This window comes from Micromonospora sp. NPDC001898 (assembly GCF_042891255.1).
Classification (GTDB): Bacteria; Actinomycetota; Actinomycetes; order Mycobacteriales; family Micromonosporaceae; genus Micromonospora.
Map to the genome: position 1 here is coordinate 318026 of NZ_JBIATC010000003.1, position 16944 is coordinate 334969.

Annotated in this window: 18 protein-coding genes and 1 riboswitch; of the genes, 7 read left to right on the forward strand and 11 right to left on the reverse strand. The window is 73.5% G+C overall.

The genetic code is table 11. From position 1 onward, the window contains the following. Nucleotides 1–20: 20 nt before the first annotated feature. Nucleotides 21–527 carry an Lrp/AsnC family transcriptional regulator gene (locus tag ACFYZF_RS09280; RefSeq protein ID WP_387017529.1) on the forward strand — a complete coding sequence of 169 codons (507 nt, stop codon included), beginning with the start codon at nucleotides 21–23 and terminating at the stop codon, nucleotides 525–527. A gap of 46 nt (nucleotides 528–573) precedes the next feature. Here the strand turns inward: ACFYZF_RS09280 and ACFYZF_RS09285 are convergent, their stop codons facing one another. The 3 genes from ACFYZF_RS09285 to ACFYZF_RS09295 form a co-directional block, all read right to left on the reverse strand. Beyond that, complete coding sequence (locus ACFYZF_RS09285; RefSeq protein WP_387017531.1) at nucleotides 574–1545, reverse strand: DNA polymerase domain-containing protein; 972 nt, start codon at nucleotides 1543–1545, stop codon at nucleotides 574–576. Nucleotides 1546–1622: 77 nt separating this feature from the next. Next, nucleotides 1623–2444, reverse strand: a complete 822-nt coding sequence (locus tag ACFYZF_RS09290) for an SAM-dependent methyltransferase (RefSeq protein ID WP_387017533.1) — start codon at nucleotides 2442–2444, stop codon at nucleotides 1623–1625. 82 nt (nucleotides 2445–2526) lie between these two features. After that, entirely contained in the window at nucleotides 2527–2853 is a 327-nt protein-coding gene (locus ACFYZF_RS09295; protein WP_387017534.1) for a hypothetical protein, read from the reverse strand. 336 nt (nucleotides 2854–3189) lie between these two features. On the opposite strand from ACFYZF_RS09295, the gene ACFYZF_RS09300 reads away from it, so the two are divergent. Next, nucleotides 3190–4680: a S8 family serine peptidase gene (locus tag ACFYZF_RS09300; protein ID WP_387017536.1), complete on the forward strand. Its 1491-nt coding sequence runs from the start codon at nucleotides 3190–3192 to the stop codon at nucleotides 4678–4680. Between the two features lie 62 nt (nucleotides 4681–4742). Here the strand turns inward: ACFYZF_RS09300 and ACFYZF_RS09305 are convergent, their stop codons facing one another. From ACFYZF_RS09305 to ACFYZF_RS09315, 3 genes are all read right to left on the reverse strand, one after another. Beyond that, on the reverse strand, nucleotides 4743–5873 hold the full coding sequence (locus ACFYZF_RS09305; RefSeq protein ID WP_387018388.1) for a helix-turn-helix domain-containing protein: 1131 nt from the start codon (nucleotides 5871–5873) through the stop codon (nucleotides 4743–4745). Between the two features lie 46 nt (nucleotides 5874–5919). After that, a complete protein-coding gene (locus ACFYZF_RS09310) occupies nucleotides 5920–6090 on the reverse strand; it encodes a hypothetical protein (protein WP_387017538.1) in 171 nt (56 codons plus the stop codon). Between the two features lie 217 nt (nucleotides 6091–6307). Beyond that, nucleotides 6308–7540: a helix-turn-helix domain-containing protein gene (locus ACFYZF_RS09315; RefSeq protein ID WP_387017540.1), complete on the reverse strand. Its 1233-nt coding sequence runs from the start codon at nucleotides 7538–7540 to the stop codon at nucleotides 6308–6310. 235 nt (nucleotides 7541–7775) lie between these two features. Here ACFYZF_RS09315 and ACFYZF_RS09320 point away from each other — a divergent pair, with 235 nt between their 5' ends. The 4 genes from ACFYZF_RS09320 to ACFYZF_RS09335 all read left to right on the forward strand — a co-directional run bounded on the left by ACFYZF_RS09320 (nucleotide 7776) and on the right by ACFYZF_RS09335 (nucleotide 10409). Beyond that, nucleotides 7776–8972 (forward strand): hypothetical protein, encoded by a 1197-nt coding sequence (locus ACFYZF_RS09320; protein ID WP_387017542.1) that lies wholly within the window; start codon nucleotides 7776–7778, stop codon nucleotides 8970–8972. After that, nucleotides 8969–9307 (forward strand): hypothetical protein, encoded by a 339-nt coding sequence (locus ACFYZF_RS09325; protein WP_387017543.1) that lies wholly within the window; start codon nucleotides 8969–8971, stop codon nucleotides 9305–9307. The genes ACFYZF_RS09320 and ACFYZF_RS09325 overlap by 4 nt, the downstream gene beginning before the upstream one ends. Next, nucleotides 9304–9789: a GNAT family N-acetyltransferase gene (locus ACFYZF_RS09330; protein ID WP_387017545.1), complete on the forward strand. Its 486-nt coding sequence runs from the start codon at nucleotides 9304–9306 to the stop codon at nucleotides 9787–9789. The genes ACFYZF_RS09325 and ACFYZF_RS09330 overlap by 4 nt, the downstream gene beginning before the upstream one ends. Nucleotides 9790–9908: 119 nt before the next feature. Then, nucleotides 9909–10409 (forward strand): hemerythrin domain-containing protein, encoded by a 501-nt coding sequence (locus tag ACFYZF_RS09335; RefSeq protein WP_387017547.1) that lies wholly within the window; start codon nucleotides 9909–9911, stop codon nucleotides 10407–10409. Nucleotides 10410–10553: 144 nt separating this feature from the next. Here ACFYZF_RS09335 and ACFYZF_RS09340 read toward each other — a convergent pair whose 3' ends face one another. Beyond that, on the reverse strand, nucleotides 10554–11402 hold the full coding sequence (locus ACFYZF_RS09340; protein WP_387017549.1) for a metallophosphoesterase family protein: 849 nt from the start codon (nucleotides 11400–11402) through the stop codon (nucleotides 10554–10556). Between the two features lie 141 nt (nucleotides 11403–11543). Next, nucleotides 11544–11633: riboswitch (ZMP/ZTP riboswitch) on the forward strand. A gap of 18 nt (nucleotides 11634–11651) precedes the next feature. Between ACFYZF_RS09340 and ACFYZF_RS09345 the strand changes: the two genes are divergently transcribed. After that, complete coding sequence (locus ACFYZF_RS09345; RefSeq protein ID WP_387017551.1) at nucleotides 11652–13091, forward strand: glycine hydroxymethyltransferase; 1440 nt, start codon at nucleotides 11652–11654, stop codon at nucleotides 13089–13091. Nucleotides 13092–13198: 107 nt separating this feature from the next. Here the strand turns inward: ACFYZF_RS09345 and ACFYZF_RS09350 are convergent, their stop codons facing one another. From ACFYZF_RS09350 to ACFYZF_RS09365, 4 genes are all read right to left on the reverse strand, one after another. Continuing rightward, nucleotides 13199–13459, reverse strand: a complete 261-nt coding sequence (locus ACFYZF_RS09350; RefSeq protein WP_350887997.1) for a hypothetical protein — start codon at nucleotides 13457–13459, stop codon at nucleotides 13199–13201. Nucleotides 13460–13520: 61 nt separating this feature from the next. Continuing rightward, complete coding sequence (locus ACFYZF_RS09355) at nucleotides 13521–14924, reverse strand: PLP-dependent aminotransferase family protein (protein WP_387017553.1); 1404 nt, start codon at nucleotides 14922–14924, stop codon at nucleotides 13521–13523. Continuing rightward, on the reverse strand, nucleotides 14873–15973 hold the full coding sequence (locus tag ACFYZF_RS09360) for an alpha-hydroxy acid oxidase (RefSeq protein WP_387017555.1): 1101 nt from the start codon (nucleotides 15971–15973) through the stop codon (nucleotides 14873–14875). The genes ACFYZF_RS09355 and ACFYZF_RS09360 overlap by 52 nt, the downstream gene beginning before the upstream one ends. Further along, the gene (locus ACFYZF_RS09365; RefSeq protein ID WP_387017557.1) at nucleotides 15966–16937 is read right to left on the reverse strand and encodes an alpha/beta hydrolase; all 972 of its coding nucleotides are present in this window, start codon (nucleotides 16935–16937) and stop codon (nucleotides 15966–15968) included. Before ACFYZF_RS09365 ends, ACFYZF_RS09360 begins: the two co-directional genes overlap by 8 nt. Between the last annotated feature and the right edge of the window lie 7 nt (nucleotides 16938–16944).

Consider the following 16944-nt stretch of genomic DNA (forward strand, 5'->3'; position numbering starts at 1 on the left):
GGCACTGGGGAGGGCCTGAGGTGAGCCAGGAGACAATCCCGGAGCCGGGCGTGACGGGCGGGGCGGGACGTTCGGCCGGACCGCTGGACGAGGTCGACCGGCGCATCCTCGACAAGCTGGTCCGCGACGGCCGGATCTCCATCCGTACCCTCGCCGAAAAGGTGCACGTCTCGCGCACCAACGCGTACGCCCGGGTGGAGCGGTTGCTGCGCGACGGCGTGATCACCGGTTTCCGGGCCCAGGTCGCGCCGGAGCCGGCCGGGCTGGGCACCTCGGCGTACATCGCGCTGACCATCCAGCAGAACACCTGGCGGGAGGTGTCGGCCGAGCTGGCCCGGGTGCGCTACATCGAGCACGCGGCCCTGCTCGGCGGCGAGCACGACGTCCTCGCGCTGGTCCGGGCGCCGGACAACGCCACCCTGCGGGACGTGGTGCTGGGCCGGGTGCAGAGCATCTCCGGGGTGTTGTCGACCCGGACCTGGCTGGTCTTCGAGGAGTTCGACGGCGCGCAGAGCCCCTGGGAGTGAACCCGCGCCCCACCGGTTCCGCCGCACGGCCGGCCTGGCCGGCGGCTCAGCGTTCCGGTGGGGCCTCCAGGCCCTCCCGGTCGGCCAGCTCCAGCAGCGGTTCCAGGGAGAACCGCTGCCCGTCCAGCCCGGCGTGCGGGTCGCCCCGCTCGGCGAAGCGGGCCGGCATACCGACCACGTCGAAGTCCTCCGGGCGGGCGTCGTCCAGCTCCGACCAGTCCAGCGGCGCGGAGACCAGGGCCTGCGGGGTGGGCCGGATCGAGTACGCCGAGGCCATGGTGTGGTCCCGGGACATCTGGTTGTAGTCGACGAAGACCGGGCGGTCCCGCTGGTCGCGCCACCAGGTGGTGGTGACCAGCTCCGGCAGCCGGCGCTGCATCTCGCGGCCGAGCGCCAGCACCGCCCGGCGGCAGTCGGCGAAGCTCCACCGCGGCTCGATCGACAGGTAGACGTGCAGGCCGCGCCCGCCGGTGGTCTTCGGGTAACCGGTCAGGCCCAGCTCGGCGAGGAACGCCCGGACCTCCCGGGCGACCGGCACCACCTGGTCGAAGCCGACCCCGGGCATGGGGTCGAGGTCGATGCGGAGCTGGTCGGGGCGTTCCACGTCGGCGGCGGTGACCGGCCACGGGTGGAACCGCAGGGTGCCCAGGTTGGCCGCCCAGACCACCACGGCCAGCTCGCTCGGCGCGACCTCGTCGGCCGTCCGGCCGCTGGGGAAGGTGAGGTGCGCGGTGCGGATCCAGTCGGGCGCGCCGGCCGGCAGCCGCTTCTGGTAGAACGCGTCACCCCGGTTGTCCTGCCGGGTGCCGATCCGCGCGCCGGGGAAGACGCCCTTGGGCCAGCGCTCCAGCATGGTCGGGCGGTCGCGGAGCGCGCGCAGGATCCCGTCGCCCACGGCGAGGAAGTAGCGCACCACGTCCAGCTTGGTCAGCCCGCGCTCCGGGAAGTATGGCTTGTCGGGGCTGGAGACGCGCACGACCCGCTCCCCGACCCGGATCTCCTGCGCCGCCGTCGCCATGCCTGACACCGTACGACGTGGCACCGACACGCGCGGGCGGGTCGGCGCCTCCCGGCCCGGCGGGTCGGCGCCGACGGTCAGGGCTTGCGGGCCACGCAGCCGTACTGCGGGACGGTGACCGGCTCCTCCCCGTCGGCCGGCCGCCACCGCGCGCACGACACCAGGCCCGGGTCGAGCAGTTCCAGGCCGTCGAGGAACCGGCCGATCTCGGCTGCGGTGCGGGACCGGATCGGCGGGGCGGCGTTCTCGTTCCAGAACTTCATGGCCGGCACGTTCGCCTCGCCACCCAGCTCGACGGTCGGATGGGTGAGCGCCAGGAAGCTGCCCGACGGCATCTCGTCCATCAGCCGGCGGACTATCGCCACGGCCTCGTCGGTGTCGAGCACGAAGTTGAGGATGCCCAGCATCATCACCGCCACCGGCCGGTCCAGGTCCAGTGTCCGGGCGGCGCCGGCCAGGACCGACGCCGGGTCGTGGACGTCGGCCTCCAGATAGTCGGTGGCACCCTCGGCGGAGCTGGTCAGCAGGGCCCGGGCGTGCACCAGCACCATCGGGTCGTTGTCGACGTAGACGATCCGGGCATCGGGGGCGACGGCCTGCGCGACCTGGTGGGTGTTGTCGGCGCTGGGCAGGCCGGTGCCGACGTCGAGGAACTGCCGGACACCCGCCTCGCCGGCCAGGTGCCGCACCGCGCGGGCGAGGAAGCGCCGGTCGGCCCGGGCGACCTCCCCGATGACGGGGAACATGGTGTGGATGTGCTCGCCGACCCGGCGGTCCGGCTCGAAGTTGTCCTTACCGCCGAGCCAGTAGTTCCACACCCGGGCGTTGTGCGCCACCGAGGTGTCGATACGCTCCGCCCGTTCGCCGTCACGGAACCCGACGTAGCCGGCCTCTGACACGAAAACTCCTCGACTGCCGCTGTTGTCCGATCAGCGTAGCCGAGCCTGGGGCCGCCGCGTCGCGGGAGGACAGTGTGGACGGTCAGGCCAGCACCGTCACGCCGACGACCATCAGCGGCAGTGAGACGAACAGGAAGATGCCGACCCCGGTGAGCACCCGGCCGCCGCCCGCGTCCTCGCGCTCCGGGGCGAGCCCGAACGTCGCCCGGGCCGGCAGCATGCCGATCCGGCTCAGGGTCAGGTCGCCGGTCAGCCCGAGCAGGGTGCCGACCACGATGAGCGCGACACCGAACCGGAAGACGAAGTCACCGCCGCCGACCACCGTCCACACGCCCACCGCGACGGCCACCGCCACGAGCGCGATGACGAACAGCACGAGAGCCTCCCGCAGACCCCTGACCACCGTCATCGCTCGCCGCCTCCTCCAGCCGGCCGGTTGCCGGCGTCGCACCGACACCCCGTCGCCGGGACCCCGGCGACGCCGGGGACATTCTGCCGGTCGGCACCCCTCGGCGCTGTCCCCCTGTCCAATTCGGCCGGGCAGAGCTCCGGCCACGGCCGCGCCCGCTCCGGACGGCCCGCATTGCCACCGTCTGACAGTCCCTGTCTGTCCGGACGGAGGTTTGTAACGGCCGCGACGAATTCCTACGCTGTGCATCGGAAGCGGGCGCCCCGTCCGCTTCCCGCCGAGCCGCGCCTCCACCAGGGGCGCGAGCCGGCCGGATACAGCCCCCTGGGAGCCTGTGTGAAGAACCTCCGTCGAAAGACCCTGGCCGCCGCGTCCTCCGTGACGCTCGGCGTCGGTCTCGCCCTCACCGGCGGACTGACCCCGGCCGCAGCCGCCGGCCCGGACGCCACCTACCTCGTCGTCGCCCCGCTGGGTGGCAAGGCCGACAGGGCTGCCGCCCGGGTGGCCGCCGCCAACGGCACGGTGGTGGCCCGCTACGACCAGATCGGCGTGATCGTCGCCCGATCCACCAACCCGAACTTCGTCACGGACGTGAAGGGCGCCGGCGTCGAGGCGGCGGCCTCCACCGCCGGCCTCGGCACCGCCCTCGAAGAGGGCGAGACCGTGGAGGTCCCGGCGGCCGACGTCGTCAACTCCACGGGCGACCCGACCGCCGAGCCGATGTACGGCCAGCAGTGGGACATGCCGATGATCGGCGTTCCGCAGGCCCACGCGGTCAACAACGGCCGCCCGAGCGTGGTCGTCGGTGTGCTGGACAGCGGCATCTCCAGCAGCCACCCCGACCTGGCCGGCCAGATCGCCAAGGACAAGAGCGCGTCCTGCGTCGGCGGTGTCCCCGACACCACCGAGGCGTCCTGGAACCCGACCTCCTCCGACCACGGCACCCACGTCGCCGGCACCATCGCCGCCGCCGTCAACGGTGTCGGCGTCACCGGTATCGCCCCGGGCGTCAAGGTCGCCGCGGTCAAGGTGGTCAACGACGACGGCTTCATCTTCCCGGAGTCCGCGGTCTGCGGGTTCGTCTGGGCCGCCGATCACGGCATGCAGCTCACCAACAACAGCTACTTCGTCGACCCGTGGGAGCTGAACTGCCGCAACGACCCGCGTCAGCGTCCGGCGTGGACCGCGATCCACCGGGCCATCCGCTACTCGCAGAGCAAGGGCGTGCTGAACGTGGCGTCCGCGGGTAACTCGAACTGGGACCTCGCCGGCAAGATCACCGACGACGGCAGCCCGAACAACGGCACCCCCGAGACGCGTCCGGACCTGGGCAACGAGTGCCGCGTACTGCCGGCCGAGGTGCCGGGCGTGGTGACGGTGTCGGCGGTCGGACCGACCGGTCAGAAGAGCTACTACTCGTCGTACGGCAAGGGCGTCGTCGAGGTGACGGCCCCGGGCGGCGACACCCGGTTCCGCACCCAGGGCGCGCAGTCGACCATCACCGACGGCATCCTGTCCACCACCTTCAACACCGCCACCCGGACCAACGGCTGGGGCTACAAGCAGGGCACCTCGATGTCCTCCCCGCACGCGACCGGCGTCGCCGCCCTGGCGCTGTCGGCCCACCCGAGGATGGGGCCGCTACAGCTGACGCTCTTCCTGCAGCTCACGGCGGTGGCACAGGCCTGCCCGGCGGGCGCGGTGTACAACCCGGTGCCGCTGATCGCGGCCGGCCCGCACGCGTACGACTCGACCTGCACCGGCGGGAAGTACTACAACGCGTTCTACGGCTCGGGCATGGTCAACGCGTACAACGTGGTGAAGTGACCGGCTGACCGCACGACCAGTGGTGGGGCCCGGCGCGTGCGTGCCGGGCCCCACCCGTGCGGTCACCGGGCCAGCCCGACCACCATCGCCAGGTGCGCCACGTCGGCCGGCGTCGGGCCGCCGCGCGCCAGGTCGGCGATCACCGTACGCGCCAGCGGCCGGCACCGGACCTCGGCCGGCGCGGTCCGGTCGGCGTCGACCAGTGCGCGGCCCGCCCGCAGCAGGTCACCGACGTGCAGGTACGCCCGCGCGGCGTCGACCAGGTGCGCGGCCCGGTGCTCCACCGGCAACCGCCCCCACGTGCTCCGGCCGGTGGCCCGCTCGTGCCGGCTGACGGCCCCGCCGCCGTCGCCCAGAGCGACCGCCACCGCCACCCGGGCCAACTCGACGGCCGTGGGCCCGAAGCTGGTCCGGTGGTGGTCGTGGCCGTCGCCGACCCGCTCGGCGACCTCGGCCGCCCGGTCGGCCAACTCCCCCGCGCCGCGCGCGTCGCCGCTCGATGCGGCGGCAAGGGCGGCCTCCACCAGCAGCGTCCCGCACAGGGCAAGTTCCTGCGGCGGGCCCTCGTACGACGCCGGGGACGCGATCCGGTGCGCGGCGGCGAGCGTCGCCGCCACCGCCAGCCCGCCCCGCCCCGACGCGCGCAGCGCCTGCCCGAGCGGGATGGCGGCGACCGCCGCCAGCAGCGGATCATCGGCCGCCAGCGCCATCGCCCGGTCGGCGGCCAGCCACGCCACGTCGGCCTCACCGAGCTTCACCAGCACCGACGCGGTGAGCCGGTACACCTGCACCAGCAGGTCCGCCCCGTCGCCCGCCGGGGCGGCAGCGCGGGCGCGCTGGGCGTCGCCGAGCAGGCCCGGAAGCGCCCGCACCAACTGCGGATAGCCCGCGTGCTGGTACGTCGACCAGGCGTGCTCCACCCGGCGGCGCAGCTCACCCGTCGACGGCCGGGGGCCGGGCAGGCAAGTGTCGTAGCGGGCCAGCGCCGCCCGCAGCCCGTCCAGCCCTTCGACGGCACCGGCCGTCCCCGCCGGCCGAGCACCCCCGTCGACCAGCACCGACGTGTCCACCCGGAGGACCTCGGCGACATCCTGGACGATGGAGAACCGGTCGAGCGCGCGGACGCCCCGCTCGACCTTGTCCACCCAACTCTTCGACTTGCCCAGCCGATCGGCGAGCATCTGCTGGGTCATCCCGCGTTGGGCCCGCCACCGCGCGACCCGCCGGCCTATCGGCAGGTCATCGCTGGTCACGACGCCACCGCCGGTCCGGCACCGCCCTGGTGGTGTCGTCCACCGGAATCCGGTCCGCCTCGGCCTGCGCCAACAGCCGTTGCCTCGCCGCCTCCCGCTCGGCGGCCTCGGCCTGCTCACCCCGGCTCGGCACCGGATCGTCACCGTGCACCTGCATCCCCACCTCCGTTGGCAGGGGCGCGACGGCAAGCTCGTGGAAGGACCGCCACCGCCGCGCCCGGACGACGGGCGCGATGGCAACCATCCCGCTGCCGCTGGATTTTCCCACTGAACGCGCCCCGTAGTTCAATGCTCACGATCGGATGATCGATGCGCCAGGTGCGGACAGGGCTACCAACAGTAGTAATTGATCCAACTGGCACGGCTTGTACCAGCTACGCGCCGACAAGCGATGCAAGATCCGCCAATTCCTGCGACATCGCTCGACGGCGCTGCTCGGCGATGGACCGCACGATGTCCCGCGCGTACCGCTGCTGGCGCAACCATGCCGGGGCGTTCTTTCGCAGATCGAGTAGCACGTCAGTCGCCTGCCCGTACTGGCGCGTCTCCGCGTACGCCCAGGCAACGTCTAGGCGGTGCCGCTGCCAACTCGACGCCACCACCGTCGGCCCCGGGGGCACGAGCGCAGACAGTTCCAGCACCCGGCCCGGGGCTCCGGCCACTGCCGCCGCCTCGACCCGCTGCATCTGCACCCGTCCAGGATCGAAGCCCTTGACCATCATCAGGTGCCCCGGCTCCAAGGTCCGCTCACCGATCCTGACCGCCGCCGCCGCTGCGGCCTCGGTCAGATCAGACGCCAGGTCGGGCTGATTGTCCCGGGCGTACGCGGCGGCAGCGCCCATCAGCAGCCAACCCCACGCGGCCAGCTCCCCCGGGGTCGCCCGACTGAACTTCGGCTCGATCGCATCGGCGGTCGAAACGGTCAACTCGGCAGCCTCAGCCAAGCGCCCCTGACGCAGCAACAACCAGCACATGCCCTGGATGACAGTTGCCCCTACCACCTGGTCACCGGCCTTGTTGGCGGCGTCGAGCGCGCCCGCGAGCGCGGTCTGCGCCAGGTCTCCGGCACGGAGTTGGATCAACAGGTTGCCGGTGAGGTGCTGAACGCGGGCGAGCAGCCGGTACAGGTTCGTCCGGGATGCGCCGTCCGCCACCGCTGCCGCAAGCCGAGCGTCAACCAGCAGCGAGGGCAGCATCGCCAGCGCCGAGGCGAAGTCGTTGGCGTGATACGACCGGTCGCAGACTCGGAGCCTGCCCTCAAGCACGTCAAGCGTGGGCGGTTCGCCACTGGTCGGCTTCGTCAACTCGGCACCAGCAAGCCCGCGCACCGGCGCAACCGCGCGACGGATCTCCGCCAGAGAGAGCGGACGGCTGTCGGGCTCGCCAAGTGCCGCCGCCCGGGATGCGTCACCCATGAGAGCAGTGGTTGGCACGCCAAGCGCATACGCGAGCTTCCGGAGAGTGGGAATGCGGGCGCTCTGACGCGTGCCCTGTTCGAGCTTCCTGACGACTCCCACATCGACGCCCGCCTTCTCCGCAAGCTGCTCCTGCGTCAAGGTCGACTGACGACGAATGCGGGCCAGGTGCTCACCGATGGTCGGCTCCACGTGAATCCCTCCCAGGTAGCGGTCTGGGCGGCAGCTCGTCGGCCGCTACACCAAGCGGAGCCGCCACTTCGGACGGTACACCTCGACGGATGCCAGAAAGTGACGCCACACTTCCATGCGGTGAGGCGATGAGCGCCACGCCAGCGCGCTCCACTGCCCGAGTCGACATCGACCTGCTCCAAGGTAATGACTGCGCTCGTTGACAGGACCCGGTGGTCGGGGAAGGGTCTGCGCCATGATCGGACACCTTGACGACGACCGGTTGCGCGCCTTCGGCAAGCCGGCGCGGGTCACGGTATGGCCGGCGCGCGACGCGTTGCTTCAGGTCGGTGATGCGGAGACCCTGCTCAGGATCGTCGAGCGGGACGGCGGTTTCGTGGTGGAGAAGCGGGACCGCAGCGGGGCGTGGCACCCCCAGATGTCCGCCGGGTCGCTGGCGGTCGCGCGCCGCTACGTGATCGGGGAGATCGGCGGCTGGGTGCGGGCCACCGTGGAACGGGGACAGCGAGGGCCGTCCCCGGACGAGCCGCTTCGGGACGGGTTCACGTTGACCGACCTCGGGCCGGCGGGGCTCGTGCTGTCCTGGACCGAGGCGTCCGGCGGGCAGTCCGTCAGCTTCCCGCCCGGCCCGTGGCGTGGCAGGGCCGTGCGGTTCGCCAGGTACGCCGACCTGTCGGAGGAATCGATCGTGCGGCGGTTCGGCGGCACCGGGGCGGCACCGGACGCGCCGCCGCCCGGCAGCACCGCCCCTACCGACGCCGAGGAGCAGCGGGCGGCGGCGCGGGAGATCGTACGGTTGGTGCGCCGCGAGCTGCCGGCGGGAGCGGACCGCCTCACGATGCGCGCCGGCGTCCTGGCGACGGTCGACTGCTGCCGGTGGTGGGCGGCGTGGGGCGAGCGGCGCGAGGAGATTCACCGCCCGGACGCTCCCGCGCTCCGCGACGCGCTCCACGCATCGCGGCGGGCCTCCTACCGGCCGGGCCTGGGCACGTGGTTCAGCGTGGAGCTGACCGTGACGTCAGCGGGCGACGAGACGATGCGGTTCGACCGAGACGACGAGCCGGTGTGGTGGTCGGAACCCGTCGACCCCACCGCGTACGTGGCGGAGCAGCGGTGCTTTCCCCGCGAGGAGACGCACCAGCCGCCGTGGCTGCGTCAGCGCCTGGCGCAGGGGCGTGCGCAACTGCCGCAGCGCCTGATCGAGCGGGGCACCGAACTGTTCGGCCGGATCGCGCCGGGCGCCGAACTCGTTCACCACCTGCTGCCGGAGGACGACGCGGTGCTCGTCGTCCGCCCGGTCCGGGGCGGCGGGTCGATCTACGTCGCGCACGACGGGAGCGTGCTGTTCGCGCCGTCCGCCGTGCCGCCGCACCAGGCGCTCGAACTGTTCCGGTCCGGGCAGCGTACGCCCGCCGAGAAGTTCGCGGGATGACGCCCGCAGCAGGATCCGCGCCCGGGCGGGCACCGCTCCGCGAGTTCTCCCGCCGGATCGGCTCGGCGACCGTCACGGTCGAGGCCAGGGAGCAGCTCGGGACGCAGGCGGATGCGCTGCTGGACATCGTCGCCGCCTACGCCGACGAGCTGCGGGACGGCGCGGTGGTGAGCCCCACCCGGATAGATGCGATCATCTCTCCGCCACCAGCGTGGCGGTCCTCGGGCCGCTCTGAGCCCAGGGCCGTACCGTCCGGGGCGGAGGTTTCGCCGGCACAGCCGCCCCGGGTCGCGTCGGCCGGCCCGGACGGCAGGTTGCTAGGGTCGCGCGGGTGACCGGACTCCAGCGGCTCGACGTCCAGCACGCCACCGCGCTGCTCCGCTTCGAGCGGGAGAACCGGGCGTACTTCGCCCGGTCCGTGCCGGACCGGGGCGACGCCTACTTCGCCGGCTTCGCCGCGCGGCACGCGGACCTGCTCGCGGAGCAGGCCGCCGGCCTGTGCCACTTCCACGTCCTGGTCGACGAGGACGGGGTCGTGCTGGGCCGGTTCAACCTGGTCGACGTCGCCGACGGCGGCGCGGAGCTGGGCTTCCGGGTGGCCGAGCGGGCGGCCGGGCGGGGCGTGGCGACGGACGGCGTGCGCCGCGTGGTCGAGCTGGCCCACGCCGGGTACGGGCTGCGCCGGCTGGTGGCGTCGGCCGCGCTGGACAATGCCGGGTCGCTCGGGGTGCTCCGGCGCACCGGTTTCGTCCCGGCCGGCGAGGTGCTGCTCGACGGGCGTCCCGGGCTGCGGCACGTCCGGGAGCTGGGGGCCTGACGCGGAGCCGACCCGCCCGCGTCGCCCGCCCGGGAGACGGCCGCCCGACCGGGTGACTGCTGTTTCCGCAGCTCACCTCACGGGTACGGAGGGATCACCAGCAACCGAGGAGGTCACGGGTGTCCACCGATGCCATCGTCCTGTTGAAAGAGGACCACAAGGAGATGCGCCGCCTGTTCAAGGCGTTCCAGGATGCCGAGGACGGCCCGGCGAGCCAGCGGCAGAAGCTGGTCGGGCAGATCCTGGAGGCCCTCACGGTGCACACCTACCTGGAGAACGAGGTGATGTACCCGGAGGTCCGCAAGCTGCTGCCGGACCTGGAGGACGACATCCTCGAGTCGTACGAGGAGCACCACGTCGCCGACCTGCTCTGCGCCGAGCTGGCCGCCATGGACGCCGGCGACAGCCACTTCAACGCCAAGACGACGGTGCTGATCGAGAACGTGCAGCACCACGTCGAGGAGGAGGAGCAGGAGTGGTTCCCGAAGGTGCGGGAGGCGCTCGGCCGCAAGCAGTTGCAGGAGATCGGCGAGCGGATGATCGCGCTGCGCCCCGACGCGCCGCGCAGCCCGACCGAGCCGAAGGCGGTCAAGAAGGCCGTCGACGCGGTCACCGCCTGAACGCGCACCACCCCGACCCGGGGCCCGGCCTGACGGCCGGGCCCCGCCGTCATCTCCACCGCCGGTTCTTGGACAGTTGCCGTCCCCGGCGGACAGCAACTGTCCCAGGTCCGAGGTCGCGGGGGCGGGTCGCCGGAGGGGCGGTCAGGTGCTGGGGGGCGGGGGGAGGATCTGACGGAGCTGGCCGGGTGGGGTGGCGCGGGGGCGCCACTCCCGGGGATAGCCCACCGACACCTCCTCGAAGCGCACCCCGTCGTGCCAGGTGGTGCGGGGGATGTGCAGGTGGCCGTAGACGGCCGCGACGGCGTCGTAGCGCAGGTGCCAGTCGGCGGTGGCGTCGGTGCCGCACCACTGGGCGAAGATCGGGTAGCGCAGGACCCGGGTCGGCTCCCGCACCAGCGGCCAGTGGCTGACCAGCACCGTCGGCAGGGCCGGGTCGCGGGCGTCGAGCCGCCGGGCGGTGCCGGCCACCCGGGCCGCGCACCACGCCTGCCGGCTCGGGTACGGGTCCGGATGCAGCAGGAACTCGTCGGTGCAGACGATCCCGGTGGCGTACGCCTCGGCGAGCGCCGCCTCCCGGGTGTCCAGCCCCTCGGGCCGCCAGCCGTAGTCGTACAGCAGGAACAGCGGCGCCACCAGCGCCGGCCCGCCGGGGCCCCGCCACACCGGGTACGGGTCCTCCGGGGTGAGCACGCCCAGCCCGCGGCAGACCTGGACGAGGTGCCGGTAGCGGGCCTCGCCGCGCAGGGCGATCGGGTCGGCCGGGGGCGTCCACAGCTCGTGGTTGCCGGGCACCCAGACCACCTTGGCGAAGCGGCGGCTGAGCACGCCGAGCGCCCACTCGACGTCGGCCACGGTGTCGCCCACGTCGCCCGCGACCAGCAGCCAGTCGCGCGGCGAGCGGGGCCGTAGGCCCTCGACGATGTCGCGGTTCTCCGCGTACCCCACATGCAGGTCACTGATGGCGAGCAGCGCGCCGTCTTCCTTCGCCATCCGTCGATCGTACGGGAGGCGGCTCCCGGCCGGGAGGCGCGGCGGCGACGGCCGGATCCTGCGCTCGTCGCGCCTCTGCGCTCCCCCGCCGATGGGGCCACGGAGGTCGGCCGGGGCGGCGGGGGCGGACCGGGTACGATCAGCACGGGCCGTGACTGGCGCGTGGGGATGGAAAACCATCGGGAAGCGGTCCCGTCATCAGGACGTTTGCCGAGCGCCTGGGCCTTCCGCACGTCACCAGGAGGTCGCATGTCGTCGCCGAATGCCGAGTCCAACGCCTTCCGCAGCGCCCTTGAGGTGGTCCGGGCCGTGGAGCCCCGGGTCGCCGACGCGATCGGGGCGGAGCTGGCCGACCAGCGCGAGTCGCTCAAGCTGATCGCCAGCGAGAACTATGCCTCCCCCGCCACACTGCTGGCGATGGGCAACTGGTTCAGCGACAAGTACGCCGAGGGCACCGTCGGCCGCCGCTTCTACGCCGGCTGCCAGAACGTCGACACGGTCGAGGCGCTCGCCGCCGAGCACGCCAAGGAACTGTTCGGCGCCGCGCACGCGTACGTGCAGCCGCACTCCGGGATCGACGCGAACCTGGTGGCGTTCTGGGCGATCCTGGCCGACCGGGTGGAGTCCCCGGCTCTGAAGAAGGCCCAGGCGCGGCACGTGAACGACCTGACCGAGCAGGACTGGTTCACGCTGCGCCGGGAGCTGGGCAACCAGCGGATGCTCGGCATGTCCCTGGACGCGGGCGGCCACCTCACCCACGGCTTCCGGCCGAACATCTCCGGCAAGATGTTCGACCAGCGCAGCTACGGCACCGACCCGGTGACCGGGCTGGTCGACTACGACAAGGTCGCCGAGGCGGCCCGCGAGTTCAAGCCGATGGTCCTGGTCGCCGGCTACTCGGCGTACCCGCGGAAGGTGAACTTCCGGATCATGCGGGAGATCGCCGACTCGGTCGGCGCGACGTTCATGGTCGACATGGCGCACTTCGCCGGCCTGGTGGCGGGCAAGGTCTTCACCGGGGACTTCGACCCGGTGCCGCACGCGCACATCGTCACCACCACCACCCACAAGTCGCTGCGCGGCCCGCGCGGCGGCATGGTGCTCTGCGGCCCGGAGCTGGCCGACCAGGTGGACCGGGGCTGCCCGATGGTGCTCGGCGGCCCGCTGCCGCACGTGATGGCCGCCAAGGCGGTCGCCCTGGCCGAGGCCCGCCGCCCCGACTTCGCCGACTACGCCCAGCGGATCGTCGACAACGCCCAGGCCCTCGCGGAGGGGCTGCTGAGCCGGGGCGCGAAGCTGGTCACCGGCGGCACCGAGAACCACCTGGTGCTGATCGACGTCTCCGGGTACGGGCTGACCGGCCGGCAGGCCGAGCAGGCGCTGCTCGACTCGGGCATCGTCACCAACCGCAACTCCGTCCCGCAGGACCCGAACGGCGCCTGGTACACGTCGGGCATCCGGATCGGCACCCCGGCGCTGACCACCCGGGGCCTGGGCGTGGCCGAGATGGACGCCACCGCCGAGCTGATCCACACCGTGCTCAGCCAGACCGTCTCCGCCTCGAACGCCGACGGCAGCCCGTCGAAGGCCAAGTACGTCCTCGACCCGGCGCTGGCCGACAAGGTCAGCCGCCAGGCCACCGACCTCCTGTCGACCTTCCCGCTCTACCCCTCGGTCACCCTGAGCTGACCCGCCCCTCCGCCCCCGCGATCATGGAGGCGTGGTGCCCGGAACGGCTGGTTCACACCAGCCCTCCCCCACCACAAGTCCGTGATCGGCGGGGTCGGGGGCGAGGGTCAGGCGAGGGGGCGCTTGAGGTGGTAGCGGTGGACCTCGGTGCTGCCCTGGACGTTGTTCACGTCCTCGGCGGCGGAGACCAGCTCCCAGCCGTCCCGGCCGGCACGGTTGAGGTGGGCGATCGCGGTGTCGCCGTACGCGGTGATGTCGGTGCGGGACCCGTCCGGGCCGTACCAGACGAACGAGACGTGGAAATTGCGTCCCTGCCCCTGGTAACGGCGGACCAACAGCGCGTACTCCCATGCGACCATACGGTCCATTATGGCCGGTGCATCCGGACCGCCGACACACGGGGGGTGGCGGAACGGCGACAGTGCGGGGTCAGGCCAGCGCCGCCGGGGCCGCCGCCCGGGCCAACTCGTCGGCGATCAGCGCGGCGAGGCGGTCCAGGCCGACGTCGATCTGCTCGCAGGTGACCGCGCTGATCGACAACCGCAGCGCGGCCACCGGTGCGGTGTCGTCGTAGAAGTGCGCCATCGGGGTCCACAGTACGCCGTACTCCTGGGCCGAGCGGCGCAGCAGCGCGTCGTCGACGGGGAACGGGACGGTCAGCACCGCGAAGAACCCGCCGGCCGGGACGTTCCAGGACACCGGGGAGGGTGCCGGGAACCGCCGAGTCAGGCCCGCCACCAGGTGGCGCAGGTTGCGGGCGTACGCGGCGCGCTCCCGGACGTTCGCCGCGACCAGGCTGCCCCCGTGGGCGAGCAGCGCGCCCCCGACCACCGCCTGGGCGATCGCCGAGGTGTTCACCGTGACCATGCTCTTGATCTTCGCGAGCTGGTCGGCGAGCGGCCCCACCGTCCCGTCGGAGTCGCGGACCCGCTGGTCGGCCACCAGGTAGCCGACCCGGGCCCCGGGCAGCACGGTCTTGGCGAAAGAGCCGAGGTAGACCACCCGTCGGCCGGTGTCCAGGGCCTTGAGCGTCGGCACCCGCTGCGCGCCGTCGGCGTGGAACAGCCCGTACGGGTTGTCCTCGATCAGCAGCAGGTCCTCCTCCGCGGCGAGGTCGAGCAGCCGCCGCCGGTCGGCCAGGTCGATGCTGGTCCCCGACGGGTTGGCGAAGTCCGGCATCACGTAGCAGGCGCGCGGGCGCAGCCCCTCGGCGCGGGCCCGGCGCACCTGCCGGCGCAGGTCGGCCAGGTCGATCCCGGTCGGGCCACCGGCCACCGGGCGCACCGGCAGGTCCACCAGCCGGGCCGCCCCGGTGAGCCCCACGTACGTCGGGGCGACCGCGAGCAGCACGTCCCGGGGGTCGGCGCGCAGCGCGCGCAGCACCAGCAGCATCGCCTCCTGGCAGCCGACGGTCACCACGATCGACTCCGGGTCGACGGTGATCCGCTCGTCGACGGCGAGGTTGCGGGCCACCAGGTCGTGGATGACCCCCTTGGTCCGGCCGTACTGGAACAGGGTGCGGTGCACCTGCTCCGGGCCGTACCCGAGGTCGTCGACCAGGTGCGCCCGGAAGCTCTCCAGGTGCCGGTGCAGGTCGGCGACGTCGAAGAACTCCTCGTACGGCCGGCCGGCGGCCAGCGACACCGCCGCCGGGTAGCGCTGGGCCACCTCGTTGAGGAAGTTCATCGAGTTCAGCGCCGGATCGCTCACCGCCGGGTGCAGGTCCGCGACGTCCAGGTCCACATCCATGGCCGCCTCCACCGGTCGTCCACCGTCCACGTTCAGCCTCCCGTGATCGTCCGCAGGTCGCGGGCCTCGGCCGGGTCGGCGCACCCGGCGAGGGTGAGCGCGTCGCGCAGCTCGGCGGCGAGCAGCGCGAATGCGGCGTCTGCGCCGGCCCGCCCGGCGACGGCCAGCGCCCACAGCAGCGGCCGGCCGACCAGCACCCCCGACGCGCCGAGCGCCAGTGCGCGCAGCACGTCGACGCCGCCGCTGATCCCGCTGTCGACGAGCACCTCGCACCGGTCACCCACTGCGGTCAGCACCTCCGGCAGCATGGTGACGGCGGCCGGGGCCGCGTCGAGCTGCCGCCCGCCGTGGTTGGACACCACCACCGCGTCCGCGCCCGCGTCGGCGGCGAGCACCGCGTCGCGGGGGTCGAGGATCCCCTTGACCACCAGCGGCAGGTCGGTCTGCCCCCGCAGCCAGTCGACGTCGGACCAGGTCAGGGCCGGGGCGAAGACGGCGCTGGTGTGCCGGGCCACGGCGGAGGTGCCGGGGATGCCGGCGTGCGCGAGGTCGTCGCGGCTGCCCGGCAGGTTGGCCGCACTCACCTCAGGCGGCAGGGCGAAGCCGTTGCGCACGTCGCGCAGCCGGGGGCCGAGGATCGGCACGTCGACGGTGACCATGAGGGCGGTGCAGCCGGCCCGGTGCGCCCGGTCCACCAACTCCCGCACCATCCCCCGGTCACGCAGCCAGTAGAGCTGGAACCAGACCGGGCCGCCGGCCGCCGCGATCTCCTCGACGGTGGTGCTGCTCAGCGTGCTCACCACGTACGGCACCCCGGCCGCGTGGGCCGCCGCCGCGAGCGCCGGCTCGCCGTCGGGGTGCACCAGCCGCTGGTACGCCATCGGCGCCACCACCACCGGCAGGGCGTGCGGCCGGCCGAGCAGCGGGGCGTCGGTGCGGGGCCGGTCGACGCCGCGCAGCATCCGGGGCAGCACGGCGATCCGGTCCAGCGCGGCCCGGTTCCCCGCGAGGGCGGTCTCGGTGCCGCTGCCGCCGGCCACGAAGTCGTACACCTCGGGCGGGAGTACGTCGCGGGCCAGGGCGGCGAAGTCGGCGAGGCTCGCCGCGAACGGGACGGGGGCCGGGTCAGCCATCGACGGCCCCCGCCTCGGAGAGGAGCGCCGGGGCGGTCCCGAGCCGCTCGCGCAGGAACGCGGCGGCCCGGTCCTGGGCCCGCCGGCCCGCGTCGAACGCGCCCGGCATGGCGAAGAACCCGTGGATCATCCCGTCGTAGCGGGCCAGTTCGACCGGCACCCCTGCGTCGCGCAGCCGGGACGCGTACCGCTCCCCCTCGTCGCGCAGCGGGTCGTACTCGGCGGTGACGACCAGGGCCGGCGGCAGGCCGGTCAGGTCCTCGGCGAGCAGCGGCGAGGCGAGCGGGTCCTCGGCCGTGGCGGGGTCGGGCAGGTAGTGCCCCCGGTACCAGGCCACCGAGTGCCGGTTGAACAGCAGCGGGTCCTGCTCGCCGGCCGGCTCGTCCCGCCGGCGCTGGTCGGTGTTCGGGTAGACCAGGAGTTGGGCGGCGAGCGCCGGCCCGCCCGCGTCCCGGGCCAGCAGGGTGACCGCGGCGGCGAGGTTGCCGCCGGCGCTGTCCCCGCCGACGGCCAGCCGGTCCGGGTCGACCCCGAACTCGTCGGCGTGCCCGGCGAGCCAGCGCACGGCGGCGTGGCAGTCGTGCACGGCCGCCGGGAACGGGTGCTCGGGGGCCAGCCGGTAGCCGACGGTCACCACCTGGCAGCCGGCGGCGTTGGCCAGCCGGCGGCAGATCCCGTCGGCGGTGTCGACGCTGCCCAGCGTCCAGCCGCCGCCGAAGAAATAGACCAGCGTGGGCAGCCGGCCCGGCCCGGCCGGCCGGTGTACGCGGATCGGAAGGTCCCCGGCGGGGCCGGGGACCACTGTGTCGCGTACCTCGTGCACCGGCTCGACGTCGCCGCCGCCGGCCCGGATCGCGGCCAGGTCGGCGGCGCGGGCCTCGGCGAGGGACTGGGTGTACAGGGGTGTGACGCCGGCCGCCGCGCGGGCGGCCCGGTACGCGATCACCTGCGGGTCCAGGGGCATGCCGGTC

What these genes read in the sequence shown, in the direction of transcription:
- ACFYZF_RS09285 (WP_387017531.1), bottom strand. Translation starts at nt 1,545, where the DNA reads ATGGCGACGGCGGCGCAGGAGATCCGGGTCGGGGAGCGGGTCGTGCGC.
- ACFYZF_RS09295 (WP_387017534.1), bottom strand. Translation starts at nt 2,853, where the DNA reads ATGACGGTGGTCAGGGGTCTGCGGGAGGCTCTCGTGCTGTTCGTCATC.
- ACFYZF_RS09305 (WP_387018388.1), bottom strand. Translation starts at nt 5,873, where the DNA reads ATGACCCAGCAGATGCTCGCCGATCGGCTGGGCAAGTCGAAGAGTTGG.
- ACFYZF_RS09310 (WP_387017538.1), bottom strand. Translation starts at nt 6,090, where the DNA reads ATGCAGGTGCACGGTGACGATCCGGTGCCGAGCCGGGGTGAGCAGGCC.
- ACFYZF_RS09320 (WP_387017542.1), top strand. Translation starts at nt 7,776, where the DNA reads ATGATCGGACACCTTGACGACGACCGGTTGCGCGCCTTCGGCAAGCCG.
- ACFYZF_RS09325 (WP_387017543.1), top strand. Translation starts at nt 8,969, where the DNA reads ATGACGCCCGCAGCAGGATCCGCGCCCGGGCGGGCACCGCTCCGCGAG.
- ACFYZF_RS09340 (WP_387017549.1), bottom strand. Translation starts at nt 11,402, where the DNA reads ATGGCGAAGGAAGACGGCGCGCTGCTCGCCATCAGTGACCTGCATGTG.
- ACFYZF_RS09345 (WP_387017551.1), top strand. Translation starts at nt 11,652, where the DNA reads ATGTCGTCGCCGAATGCCGAGTCCAACGCCTTCCGCAGCGCCCTTGAG.
- ACFYZF_RS09350 (WP_350887997.1), bottom strand. Translation starts at nt 13,459, where the DNA reads ATGGACCGTATGGTCGCATGGGAGTACGCGCTGTTGGTCCGCCGTTAC.
- ACFYZF_RS09360 (WP_387017555.1), bottom strand. Translation starts at nt 15,973, where the DNA reads ATGGCTGACCCGGCCCCCGTCCCGTTCGCGGCGAGCCTCGCCGACTTC.
- ACFYZF_RS09365 (WP_387017557.1), bottom strand. Translation starts at nt 16,937, where the DNA reads ATGCCCCTGGACCCGCAGGTGATCGCGTACCGGGCCGCCCGCGCGGCG.